A 13,886-nucleotide genomic window follows, 5' to 3' on the forward strand; every position below is an offset into this window, starting at 1 on the left:
CTCATTCGCTACGCTCCGCTCGTCGCCGGCGCGACTCATGGTTATTCGTCGTCGTCCAGCAGCGCGGCGTTGACCAGGTCGTCGAGGTCCATGTCGGCGATGTCCTTCTCCGCAGAGAAAGAAGTCACCTCCGACGGCGCGTTGGGACTCGACGATTCGTCGGCCAAGGCGAGCAAGAGCTCCAGCACGCCGGCCTGGCGAAGGCGCTTGACCGGAATGGATCCGACGACCCGCTGAATCTCGGCTTCTGCCGGCGGGGGGGCCGCCACGGTCTGGTCGGTGGATCCGACCAATTCGCGATACATGTAGCCGGCCAGCGCGGCGGAGTTCGGATAGTCGAAGATCAGCGTCGGCGAAAGCGACAGTCCGGTCGCGGCTTTGAGGCGGTTGCGCATTTCGACGGCGGTCAGCGAGTCGAACCCGAGCTCCTGGAACGCCCGGTCCGGGTGGATGGCCTCCGGGCTGGCGCTGCCCAGCACGGTCGCGATGTTGGCGCGCACCAGATCCAGTAGGATAGCCTCCCGCTCATCTGCGGGCAGCCCTTCGAGGCGTTGCAGCAGAGCGGATTTCGACTTGGCGGCGGCCAGCGAGTCATCGACCTGGCGACGCGTCGGTGCGTTGATCAGATCGACGAACATCGGCGGCAACGTGCCACCGTCGAACTTGACCCGCAACGCCGCCAGGTCGATGTGGGCGGGCAGCATGAAGGGCTCATCGACGATCAGCGCGGTGTCCATGAGTTCTAGCGCCTGATCCGAGGACATGGCGACGATCCCGTCCCGGCCGAACCGGGCGCGGTCGGCGGCACCCAGCGCACCGGTCATGGCGCTGGCCTGATCCCAGAGGCCCCAGCCCAGCGAAATCGCGGGCAGCCCGTGCGCCCGCCGGTGCGCGGCCAACCCGTCCAGGAACGAGTTGCCGGCCGCGTAGTTGGCCTGACCCGAGGCACCCGCGAGCCCGGCGATCGACGAGAACATCACGAACGCCGACACATCGAGGTCGCTGGTCAATTCGTGCAGGTTCCACGCCGCGTCGACCTTGGACCTCAGTACGGATTCGATCCGGTCGGGCGTCAAAGATGTCACCACCGCGTCATGCAGAACGCCGGCGGCATGGATTACGCCGGTCAGCGGACGCTGCATCGGGATTTCGGCGATCACCTTGGCCAGGGCCTCGCGGTCGGCGGCATCGCAGGCCACCGTCTCGGAGTGTGCACCGGCCGCGTTCAGTTCGGCGACCAGCTCCGCCGCGCCCGGTGCGTCCAGGCCGCGGCGGCTCACCAACACCAGATTGCGTGCGCCGTGGCGGGATACGACGTGTCGGGCGACCGCCGAGCCGGCCATGCCGGTGGCGCCGGTGATCAAAACCGTGCCGGCCGTCCACGCGTCGGGCATGGTCATCACGACCTTGCCGACGTGGCGCGCCTGGCTCAGGTAGCGCAGCGCGGCGGGTGCACGTCGCACATCGAACCTGGTGACCGGCAACGGCCGCAGCACATCTTCGCCGAACATGGCGGCCAACTCGTCGAGCATCGCCGCGATGCGATCCGGACCGGCTTCGAAGAGGTCGAACGCGCGGTAGCGCACACCCGGGTGGTCCCGCGCGACGACCTCGCGGTCGCGGATATCGGTCTTGCCCATCTCGAGGAAGACCCCGCCTGGGGCCATTAGGCGCAGCGACGCATCGACGAAATCACCTGACAGCGAGTCCAAGACCACATCCATGCCGCGCCCACCGGTGACGGCCCGGAACTTCTCCTCGAATTCCAGGGTCCGCGAGTCGGCGATGTGGTCGTCGTCAAAGCCCATGTCCCGCAGGGTGTCCCACTTGCCGCGGCTGGCGGTCGCGAACACTTCCAGACCGATGTGGCGCGCCAGCTGGACCGCGGCCATTCCCACCCCACCGGCCGCGGCGTGCACCAGCAGCCGCTGACCGGGTTTGGCGCCGGCCAGGTCCACCAGAGCGTAGTTCGCCGTGGCGAACACCACGGACGCCGTCGCGGCGGCGGTGTGTGACCAACCGGCCGGCACCTTGGCGAGCAGACGCTCGTCGGTCTTGGCGATGGTTCCGGTGCCGTCTGGGAACAGCCCCATGACGCGGTCGCCGACGGCGAAACGCCCTTCGGGCGAAGCGGTTTCGGGCCCAGTTTCCACGACAACGCCTGCGGCCTCGATGCCCATGATCGCCTCGGGGTCGGGATAGAGACCCAACGCGATCATGACGTCACGGAAGTTGGCCGCGATGGCCGACAGCTCCACTCGCACCTGGCCGGGACCCAGCGGCACGTCGGCGTCGGGAATCCGCTCTATGCGCAGGTTCTCGATCGTGCCGTGGCTGCTCATGCCGAGTCGCCACGGTCCGTCGTCGGGTGGCAGCAGCAGACCGCTGACGGCGCGGCTGCCGAGCACGCGTGCGGTGTAGACCGTACCGTTGCGCAGTATCGCCTGGGGCTCGTTGAGCGCCAGAACCGCTGCGATCGCGTCAGAATCCAGCTGAGCGTCCGTATCGACGAGCACGATCCGCCCCGGGTGCTCGGTCTGGGCCGACCGCACCAGCCCCCACACCGCCGCACCGGCCAAATCGGTGACGTCCTCGCCCGGCAGGGTCATCGCGCCCCGGGTCGCCACCACCAGCGTCCCGGCGCCGTCGCGGGACAACCACGACTGCAGCACGGGCAGCACCGCCCGTGTAGCCGCGTACACATCGGTGATCACATCCCCGGACACGGGCTGCGATTCGAACAGCACCGCCGACCGATCGGCCTCGGCGCTGTCCAATTCCGTTGCACCCCAAGCGCACACCGATACCGTCTGCACCGCCGCCGACGGCTGAGCGGACCAGATGACCTCGAATAGCCGGTCCGGTCCCGAATTCGACACCGCGGCCAGGAGTTGCTTGTCGGTGACCGGGCGAGCCACCATCGACGCCACCGAGAGCACCGGCAGCCCCAGCCCGTCGGCCAATTCGATCGACACCGCCGACGGGCTGACCGGCACGATCCGTGCGCGCACTGCGCCCGCCCCCGCGGCGTGCAACGACACCTGCTGCCAGGAGAACGGGACCAGCATCGAACCTTCGGGTAGCTCCTCGCTGTTGGAGGCCAACATGACCGCGTGCAATGCCGCGTCGAGCATCGCCGGGTGCACACCGAACCCGGCCGGCGAAACCCCGGCGTCGAGGGGCAGCGACACTTCGGCGAAGACTTCCTCACCGCGGCGCCACATCGACGTCAGGCCGCGGAACGCCGGACCATACCGGTAACCGCGCTCGCCCAATTGCTCGTACCCGTCGCCCATGTCCACCGGGACCGCACCGACCGGCGGCCACGCCGACAGATCAGCGCTCGGCTGCACCGATCCCGCGCGCAGCACTCCTTCGGCATGCAGCGACCATCCCGAGCCCGCTTCAGTCCGCGAAAACACCGACACCGCACGGGCACCCGAATCGTCCGGACCGCCGACCACAACCTGGACGGCGACCGAACCACCGGCAGGCAACACCAGCGGCGCCGCCAGATTCAGCTCGTCGACGACTCCGCAGCCCACCTCGTCGCCGGCGCGGATCGCCAACTCGACGAATCCCGCGCCGGGGAACAGCACGACACCGCCGATGGCATGATCGGTCAGCCAGCCCTGCACGCCAGGCGACAGCCTGCCGGTAAGCACCACCCCGCCGGTGGACGGCAGTTCCACCACCGCGCCCAACAGGGCGTGTTCACTGGCCGCCAGGCCCAGGCCCGCGGCGTCGGCCGGGGCGGCGTCGGCGGCAAGCCAAAAGCGCCGGCGGTCAAAGGCATACGTGGGCAGCTCGACGAGGTTGGCGTCGCCGAGGGCGCCGCGCCAGTCCACATCCATTCCCGCGACGAACCCTTGCGCCAGGGCGTTCACCAGGGCGACCGGCTCCGGGCGGTCCTTGCGCAGGGCGGACATCGTGGTCACCGGGGCTGCCGTCGGATCGCAGGTGAGTGTTTCTTCGATCGAAACCGTCAGTCCGCTGCTCGGACCCACTTCGAGGAAGCGGTTCGCGCCGGCGGAGTGCACGAAACGCACGCTGTCAGCGAATCGCACCGCTTCGCGGACGTGTCGCTTCCAATATGCGGCCGAGGCGAAGTCGTCTCCGGCGAGGCGACCTGTCACGTTGGACACGATCGGGATGGTGGGCTTGCCGATGGCCAGTCCGGCCGCGACGGTGCCGAATTCGTCGATCATCGGATCCATCAACGGCGAGTGGAACGCGTGCGACACGGACAGCTGGTGCACTCGGTGGCCGTCGGCGCGGAGCTGATCGGCCACTGCGGCCACAGCTTCTTGGGCACCCGAAATCACCACCGAGGTCGGCCCGTTGACCGCGGCGATGCCCATGGTGGCTTGTTCGGAGGGCGTCAGCAGGCGGCGCACCTCTTCTTCGGTGGCCTGCACCGCGACCATCGCGCCGCCCTCGGGCAGCGCCTGCATGAACCGGCCCCGGGCAACCACCAAGACCGCGGCGTTCTCCAACGACAGCACACCAGCGACGTGCGCGGCCGCCAACTCGCCGATCGAGTGGCCCATCACGAAGTCGGGCCGCACACCCCAGGATTCGAGCAGCCGGAACAAGGCGACTTCCACGGCGAAAAGCGCGGGCTGCGCGAATTCGGTGCTGTGCAAGAGGTTGTCGTCGTGCCCCCACATCACCTCGCGCAGCGGGCGAAGCAGGTGGCGATCCAGTTCGGTCACGACGGTGTTGAACGCCTCGGCGAACACCGGATAACCGGTGTGTAATCCCATGCCCATGCCCAATATCTGGGATCCCTGGCCTGGAAAGACGAAGACCGTCTTGCCGGTGGTCACCGCGCCGCGGATGACCGAGCCGCCCAAGTCGTCGCCGGCAAGCTCGTCCAACCCGGTCAGCAGCCGGTCGCGATCGTCCCCGACGATGACGGCCCGCTGCTCGAAGGCCGATCGGCCGGCCAGCGACCACCCCACATCGGCGATGTCCAAGTCCGGGTGGGCCCGCAGGTGGGCCGCCAACCGGGCGGCCTGAGAGTTCAACGCCGACAGCGACTTCGCCGAGACCGGCCACGGCACCACCGGAGCCTTGGGACCGTCCACGATGCGCGGCTCCTCGGCCGGCACGGCTTCGACGATGACATGCGCGTTGGTGCCGCTGATGCCGAACGAGGACACACCCGCGCGGCGGGGCCGGTTGTCGGGCTTAGGCTTCCAGGCGCGCGCCTCGGTCAACAACGAGACCGAGCCCGTCGACCAGTCGACGTGCGGGCTGGGCTCATCGACGTGCAGCGTCGCCGGCAATGTCTCGTGACGCATCGCCAGGACCATCTTGATCACGCCGGCCACCCCGGCGGCGGCCTGCGTGTGACCCATGTTCGACTTGATCGACCCCAACCAGAGCGGCTCGCCGCGATCCTGGCCGTAGGTGGCCAGCAGGGCCTGGGCCTCGATGGGATCGCCCAATGTGGTTCCGGTGCCGTGGCCCTCGACCACGTCCACCTCCGCCGCCGTCAATCCGGCACTGGCCAGCGCGGCACGCACCACCCGCTGCTGCGAGGGACCGTTGGGCGCGGTCAGCCCGTTGGAGGCGCCGTCCTGGTTGATGGCCGAGCCCCGCACCATCGCAAGCACCGGATGCCCCAGGCGCTGAGCGTCAGACAGGCGCTCCACCACGAGCATGCCCCCGCCTTCGGAGAATCCCGTGCCGTCGGCCGCGCCGGCGAAGGCCTTGCAGCGGCCGTCCACGGACAACCCGCGCATGCGGCTGAACTCCACGAAGATGTCGGGGGTGGCGTTGACGGTGACGCCGCCGGCCAGAGCCAGATCGCACTCCCCCGAGCGCAGCGATTGCGCGGCCATGTGTAATGCCACCAGCGACGACGAGCACGCCGTGTCCACCGAGACCGCCGGGCCCTCCAGGCCAAGCACATACGACACCCGGCCCGACGCCACACTCGACGATTGTCCGGTCAGCCGGAAACCCTCCGCGGCCGGCGCGGCACCCATGCCGTAGCCCTGCGTGTACACCCCCGCGAATATTCCGGTGGCGCTGCCGCGTAGCGTGCCGGGGTCAATTCCCGCCCGTTCCAACGCTTCCCAGGACAGCTCGAGGAACATGCGTTGTTGCGGGTCCATGGACAGCGCCTCGCTGGGCGCGATGCCGAAGAAGGCGGGGTCGAAGTCCGCGACACCGTCTACGAAGCCGCCGGTGCGGGTGTAGCAGGTGCCCGGAACATCGGGATCGGGGTTGTACACGTTGGCCAGGTCCCAGCCACGATCGGTCGGGAAATCGGAGAGCACGTCGCGGCCTTCGGCCAACATGTCCCACAGGTCGTCGGGGGAATTCACCCCACCCGGGTAGCGGCACGCCATCCCGACGATCACGATCGGATCGTCATCGGTGGCGCGAGCGACCGGAGCATGCTTGACCTCTTGGGGGACGCCGGCGAGTTGGGTGCGGATGTAGCCGGCCAGGCCGTTGGGCGTCGGGTAATCGAAGATCAGGGTGGGCGAAAGCGCCAGTCCGGTCGCGGTTTTGAGCCGGTTGCGCATTTCGACCGCGGTAAGCGAGTCGAAACCCAACTCCTGGAACGCCCTGTCGGGGTCGATCGCCTCGGGAGTGGTGTTGCCCAGCACGGTGGCGATGTGCGAACGCACCAGGTCCAGGAGCACGGCGTGCTGCTCGGCTTCCGACAGCCCCTCCAGGCGATGCGCGAGCGCCGACTTCGATTTCGCAGCCGCCAGTGAGTCGTCGACTCGCCGCCGTGTCGGGACTTTGACGAGATCGCTGAACATCGGCGGCACCGCGACCCCGTGGGCCCGCAGCGCGCCGAGGTCAATGCGGGCCGGCGCCAGGAATGGTTCGTCGACAATCAGTGCGGTGTCGAAGAGTTCCATGGCCTGATCCGAGGACAGCGCCAAGATCCCGTCGCGGCCCAGCCGGGCGAGGTCGGCCGCGTCCAGCCCACCGGTCATGGCGCTGGCCTGCTCCCACAGCCCCCAGGCCAGTGAGATCGCCGGCAGCCCGTGCGCCCGTCGGTGCGCGGCCAACCCGTCCAGGAACGAGTTCGCCGCCCCGTAGTTGCCCTGGCCCGACGAACCGACCAGCCCGGCCATCGACGAAAACATCACGAAGGCGGTCAGATTCAGCTCGCGGGTCAACTCGTGCAGGTTCCAGGCGGCGTCGACCTTGGCCCGCAACACCGCGTCGACACGCTCGGGGGTCAGCGAGGTGACCATCGCGTCGTCGAGCACGCCGGCTGCGTGAATCACGCCGGACAGCGGCCGCTGCGCAGCAATGTCGTCGATCACCTGCGCCAGCGCTGCCCGGTCGGCCGCGTCGCACGCCACCACGCGCGCCCGGGCACCCGCGGTTTGCAGCTCGGCGATCAACTCGGCGGAGCCGGGCGCGTCCGGCCCACGCCGGCTCAGCAACACCACGTCCTCGACACCGTGGTGCGCCACCAGGTGACGCGCCAACGTCGAACCCGCCATGCCCGTCCCGCCGGTGATCAGCACCGTGCCCGCACCGAGCCCGGCACCTGGCCCAGAAGGCAGGGTCATGACGACCTTGCCGACGTGGCGGGCCTGGCTCAGGTAACGCAGCGCGCTGCGTCCGCGTCGCACGTCAAAGGTAGTGACCGGCAACGGTTCCAGCGCCCCGGCGTCGAACAGCCCCGCGAGCTCCAACATCCACTGATGCATCCGGGGACGGCCGGGCTCGAACAAGTCGAAGGCGCGGTAGCGGACACCCGGATACTCCTGGGCCACCACGCCCGGATCGCGGATGTCGGTCTTGCCCATCTCCAGGAACACTCCACCGGGAGCGACCAACCGCAGCGAGGCGTCGACGAAGTCGCCGGCCAGCGAGTCCAGCACCACGTCCATGCCGCGGCCGCCGGTGACAGCCCGGAACTTCTCCTCGAACTCCAAACTGCGTGAATCCGAGATGTGATCGTCGTCGAAGCCCATGGCCCGCAACGTGTCCCACTTGCCGCGGCTGGCGGTCGCGAACACTTCCAGGCCCAGATGCCTGCCTAGCTGAACCGCGGCCATCCCGACGCCGCCGGCCGCGGCGTGCACCAGCACCCGCTGCCCCGGCTTGACGTCGGCCAGGTGGATGAACGCCATATAGGCGGTGGTGAAAACCGCCGAGATGCCCGCAGCTTCGGCGTAGGACCAGTGGTCGGGCTTGTGCTGCAACAGGCGGACGTCGCCGGGCACCAGCGTGCCGCTGCCATCGGGGAAGAAGCCGTACACCGAATCGCCGACCGCGAACTCGGTGACACCCGGCCCGACTTCGACCACCACGCCGGCACCTTCGCCGCCAAGCAGGGCGTCGTGGGTGAACATGCCCAGGGTGATCATGACGTCGCGGAAGTTGGTGGCGATGGCGCGCAAGGCCACCCGGACCTGACCCGGCTCCAGCGCGGCGCCCGCGTTGGGAACCGGCTCCAGTTGCAGGTTTTCGAACGTTCCCGCGCTGCTGATCCCGAGCCGCCAGGGCCCGTCCGCCGGAGGCGTCATGATGCCGTCGACCGCGCGGCTGCCGCGCACCCGCGCGGTGTAGGCCGTGCCGTCGCGCAGCAACACCGCGGGCTCGCCGGCGGTCAGAACGGTCGCGATCGCGCTTTCATCAAGCGCTGCATCGGAATCCACCAGGACGATGCGGCCCGGATGCTCTGTCTGCGCCGACCGCACCAGCCCCCATACCGCCGCGCCGGCCAGATCGGGGACGTCCTCGCCCGCCAACCCCATCGCGCCCCGGGTCGCGACGATCAACACTCCGGAGTCGTGCTCGGTCAGCCACGACTGGACGGCCGCCAGCGCCTGATGCGTACGCTCATACGAGCCAAAGACCGGATCTTCGCCGGCCGCAACGGATTCGAAGACCTGATGCGGGGGCGACTCGGCACTGCCCGCCGTCGTCGCAGCCGGTGACCACACCACCTCGAACAGCCGGTCTGCACCCGAGCCCGACACCCCCGCGCGCAGCTGCCGCTCGCTCACCGGGCGCACCACCATCGCGCCAACCGACAGCACCGGCAATCCGAGTCCGTCGGCCAGCTCGATCGAGACCGCCCTGGTAGCCGCGGCGCCATCCGACGTCGATGCCGGTGCGATGCGCACACGGACCGCCGAAGCGCCCGCCGCGTGTAGCGACACGCCCTGCCACGCGAACGGCAGCACCACTTCGTCGGCCTGACCGGCACTGCGGTGAGCGACGATCAGTGCGTGCATGGCCGCATCCAGCAGCGCCGGGTGGACGCCGAATCCGTTGACGCCGCCGGCGGCGTCGGGCAGCCGTACCTCTGCGAAGACCTCGTCGTCGCGCACCCACGCCGCGGTCAGGCCCTGGAATGCCGGGCCGTAGCCGTAGCCACGCGCGGTCAACTGCTCGTAGCCGTCGGCGGTGTCGACCTTGACGGCTCCCGCCGGCGGCCATGCCGACAGGTCCGCTCCCGGCTCGACCGAGCCGGTGCTCAGCGTTCCTTCGGCATGGCAGACCCAGCCGGAACCGGCGTCGGCGCGCGAGAAGATCGATACGTCGCGCCAGCCGGATTCCGCGGCGGGGCCTACGACCACTTGCACGGCGACCGATGCCGAACCGGAATCCTTGGCCGGCAACACCAATGGCGCCTGCAGCGTCAGTTCCTCGACCGTCGAGCAACCGACTTCGTCGCCGGCGCGGATCGCCAGCTCCACGAAGCCGGAGCCGGGGAACACGACCGTGCCCGACACGGCGTGATCGGTCAGCCAGCCCTGCAGGCTCGGCGACAGCCGCCCCGTCAGCACCACCCCGCCCGAAGCCGGCAGCTCGACGACCGCGCTCAGCAGCGGGTGCTCGCTGGTGCCCAGTCCCAGTCCGGAAGCGTCGGCCGCGATTCCCTCCCCGGACAGCCAAAACCGGCGCCGGTCAAAGGCGTACGTCGGCAGCTCGACGAAGCCGGCGCCGTCCAGCGCGCCGCGCCAACGCACGCTCACTCCCGCGACGAACGCCGTGGCGGCCGAAGTCAGGAATCTGTCGAGTCCGCCGTCGTCGCGGCCCAGGGTGGGGATGACCGTGACTTCAGCGGCCTCGGCGCCTCTGCTGACATGGTCGTTGGCGGTGTCCTCGATGCCCGCGACCAGAGCCGGGTGAGGACTGGATTCGATGAACGTCCGGTATCCGTGTTCGCAGGCGCTGCGCACCGCCTGGTCGAACTGCACGGTCTGCCGGATGTTGCGATACCAGTAGTCGGCGTCCAATCCGGCTGTGTCCAACCGGTTTCCCGTCACGGTCGAAAAGAACGCGATGCGCGAGGAGCGTGGCTCGATACCGGACAACACTTCCGCGAGGTCGGCGCGGATCGCCTCGACCTCGATCGAGTGCGAAGCGTAGTCCACGTCGATCCGCCGAGTCCGCAGCTCGAGGTCGGCGCAGAAGCCGGCGAGCTCGTCGAGCGCGGCGCCCTCACCCGACACCACGACGGCCGACCGGCCGTTGACGGCGGCGATGCTGACTCGATTACCGTAGGGCGCCAACAATTCCCGGGCTCGTTCGGTGCTGCAGGCGATGGACAGCATCCCGCCGGGGCCGGTCAGTGACGTCAGCAGCTTGCTGCGCAATGTGACCACCCGGGCGGCGTCGTGCAGCGACAGCGCGTCTGCGACGCAAGCGGCGGCGATCTCACCCTGCGAATGGCCGATCACGGCATCCGGGTTCACCCCGACCGACTTCCACAGTTCGGCTAGCGACACCATCACGGCGAAGAGCACCGGCTGCACGACGTCGACCCGGTCCAATCCCGGTGCGCCGGGTGCGCCACGCAGCACGTCGACCAGCGACCAGTCGACGAATTCGGCGAAGGCCTCTTCGCATTCGCGAATCTGTTCTGCGAAGACCGGTGCGGTATCCAGTAATTCGATGGCCATGCCCAGCCATTGGGAGCCCTGTCCGGGAAAGACGAACACGGTCTTGCCCGCAGGTGTCGCAGTGCCCCGAATCACCGATCCGGTGGGGTCATCGTTGGCCAGTTCGTCCAGGCCGGCGAGCAACCGGTCGCGGTCACCGCCGACGACGACGGCCCGATGCTCAAACGTCGCGCGGCCCGCCAACGACCACCCGACGTCGGCGGCGTCCAGATCACTATGCGCGCGAACGTATTCGGCCAACCGCGCCGCCTGCGCCGCCAACGCCGATGGCGATTTCGCCGATACCGCCCACGGAATACTTGGACGTGCCGGCCCGGCCTGCCGTGCCGGCTCGGCCGGAGCCGCTTCCACGATGACGTGCGCGTTGGTGCCGCTGATGCCGAACGACGACACGCCCGCACGGCGCGGGCGCTCGGCCATCCAGGGCCGCGCCTCGGTCAGCAACGACACCGAACCCGCCGACCAGTCGACGTGGGGGCTCGGAGCGTCCACGTGCAGCGTCGCCGGCAGCGTCTCGTGACGCATCGCCTGCACCATCTTGATGACGCCGGCCGCCCCGGCGGCGGCCTGCGTATGGCCCATGTTCGACTTGATCGAGCCCAGCCACAGCGGCTCGCTGCGATCCTGCCCGTAGGTGGCCAGCAGGGCCTGCGCTTCGATCGGGTCACCCAGGGTGGTTCCGGTGCCATGGCCCTCGACGACATCGACGTCGGCCGGGGACAAGCCGGCGTTGGCCAGCGCCGCACGCACCACCCGCTGCTGCGAGGGACCGTTGGGCGCGGTCAGCCCGTTGGAGGCGCCGTCCTGATTGACCGCCGACCCGCGCACCAAGGCGAGTACCGGATGCCCCAGCCGCTGCGCGTCCGACAGGCGCTCCACCACCAGGATTGCCCCGCCCTCGGACCAGCCGACGCCGTCGGCCGCGCCCGCATAAGCCTTGCACCGTCCGTCCGGCGCCAATCCGCGGTGCCGGCTGAACTCGACGAAGACCGTGGGCGTGGCGTTCACGGTCGCACCGCCGGCCAAGGCCAGGTCGCACTCCCCCGAGCGCAGCGACTGCACGGCCATGTGCAAGGCGACCAACGACGACGAACACGCCGTGTCCACCGACACCGCCGGGCCCTCGAGCCCCAGCACGTAGGACACCCGCCCCGACGCGACGCTGGAGGTCATGCCGGTCAGCCGGTAACCCTCGATCTCCTCGGCGAGCATGCCGTAACCCTGAACGATGAGCCCGGCGAACACGCCGGTGGCGCTGCCGCGCAACCCGCTGGGGTCAATCCCCGCCCGTTCCAACGCTTCCCACGACAGTTCGAGCAGCATCCGATGCTGGGGATCCATCGCGAGCGCCTCGCTCGGCGCGATGCCGAAGAAGGCAGGGTCGAAGTCGGCGACCCCGTCGACGAAGCCGCCGCTGTTCACATAGCACTTGTGACGTGCGTCGGGGTCCGGGTCGTACAGGCTCGCCAGGTCCCACCCACGGTCGGTGGGAAACTCCGAGGTGACGTCGCGACCGTCGGCGACCATTTCCCACAACGCCTCCGGGCTGTCCACGCCACCCGGGAAGCGACACGACATACCGACGATCGCGATCGGCTCATTGGACCGCTCCAGCAGCGCCCGGTTGGTGCGCTTCAGGCGCTCAACCTGGACCAGCGCTTTACGCAGCGCTTCGGTCGCATGCTGGAGTTGATCAACCATCACAAACCTCGCCTAACCCTCACCTAACGACGTGCGGCCGTCTTTCACCGCCGGATGCGGTTTTCGCCGAGTGACGGAACTTGCTGCACGAGGCGACGCCGTTTCCCGTTCGACCAGCGTCGTGCTGCTCTCCGACCCAAGAATATTGCTGGTGAGTATGGCCAACTCCGACTGAATTTCAAAACGTCCGCTGCTCCCGGCGGCTACGGCAGGACCGGCATGGACAGGTGCGCCGCGCCGCGCGAAGGAAGTGTGACTCGGGGTGCCCGATGTGCTCCCTGGGCCGCGGTGCGCCGCAGACCCGGCCCGACGTCCATGGCGCGACTGTACCCGGCCGGCCATAGCCGGCGGTCAGGCGCATGTCATGGACTATTCGGCGCGGCGAAGCGGCCATTCGGCCAGCGCTGAACGATGCGGTCACACACCCGCTCGGCGCCATCCGTCGGCGGCCCGCGCGGCTTGGATCAGCGCGTCGCATAACTGGCGCAGCTCGGTGGTTCCGGCGCCTTCGTCGACCGCCGTGGCGACGTCCTCGGCCGCGCACCGCACCTGATAGACGCGATCCGACAGGTCGGCGGCATCCTCGGCCGACAGCACCACCGCGTCGTCGGCCACCGCTGCCGCGCCGTTGCGGTTCAGCGAGGCTCGCTGTTCGTACGCGCGCTGCCGGCACGACTGCCGGCAGTACTGGCGGCGACGACCCATCCCTGCGTCTGTGACGTCTCGGCCGCACCATCGACAGGGCTGCGGCTGGGTACGGCGGCTCACGCCTGCCGACTTTAATCGGGTTTTCTCGGCGATCCCGGTATCATTGATGGTCGCGTCGCGTAGGCCGGCTTCGGCCGGGAACTGCGCCGATCGCCCCAAGCGTTTCGCTAGGTGAAGAGTTAAGAGCCAAAGAGCTCCGAAAAGACCTGAAGGAGTAGCAGCCATGGCTGATCGCGTACTGAGAGGCAGTCGCCTCGGGGCCGTGAGCTACGAGACTGACCGCAACCATGACCTGGCACCGCGCCAACTCGCGAAGTACCGGACCGAGAACGGCGAGGAGTTCGAGGTTCCCTTCGCCGACGACGCCGAGATTCCCGGCACCTGGCTGTGCCGTAACGGCCTGGAAGGCACCCTGGTCGAGGGCGACCTGCCCGAGCCGAAGAAGGTAAAACCGCCGCGCACGCACTGGGACATGCTGCTCGAGCGTCGCTCGGTGGAGGAACTCGAAGAGCTGCTCAAGGAGCGTCTCGAGATAATCAAGGCCCGTCGCCGGGGCTGACCTGCGAAATTGAA

At 69.0% G+C, this 13,886-nt stretch carries 3 protein-coding genes; 1 reads left to right on the forward strand and 2 read right to left on the reverse strand.

The genetic code is table 11. From position 1 onward, the window contains the following. Positions 1-41: 41 nt before the first annotated feature. Both A5686_RS03185 and A5686_RS03190 read right to left on the reverse strand, forming a co-directional pair. Positions 42-12,605 (reverse strand): type I polyketide synthase, encoded by a 12,564-nt coding sequence (locus A5686_RS03185; RefSeq protein ID WP_067930959.1) that lies wholly within the window; start codon positions 12,603-12,605, stop codon positions 42-44. 417 nt (positions 12,606-13,022) lie between these two features. Continuing rightward, entirely contained in the window at positions 13,023-13,373 is a 351-nt protein-coding gene (locus A5686_RS03190; protein ID WP_082947451.1) for a hypothetical protein, read from the reverse strand. A gap of 163 nt (positions 13,374-13,536) precedes the next feature. Between A5686_RS03190 and A5686_RS03195 the strand changes: the two genes are divergently transcribed. Next, the gene (locus tag A5686_RS03195) at positions 13,537-13,872 is read left to right on the forward strand and encodes an RNA polymerase-binding protein RbpA (protein ID WP_067930965.1); all 336 of its coding nucleotides are present in this window, start codon (positions 13,537-13,539) and stop codon (positions 13,870-13,872) included. Positions 13,873-13,886: the final 14 nt, after the last annotated feature.

Source organism: Mycobacterium sp. E2479 (assembly GCF_001667925.1).
GTDB lineage: Bacteria > Actinomycetota > Actinomycetes > Mycobacteriales > Mycobacteriaceae > Mycobacterium.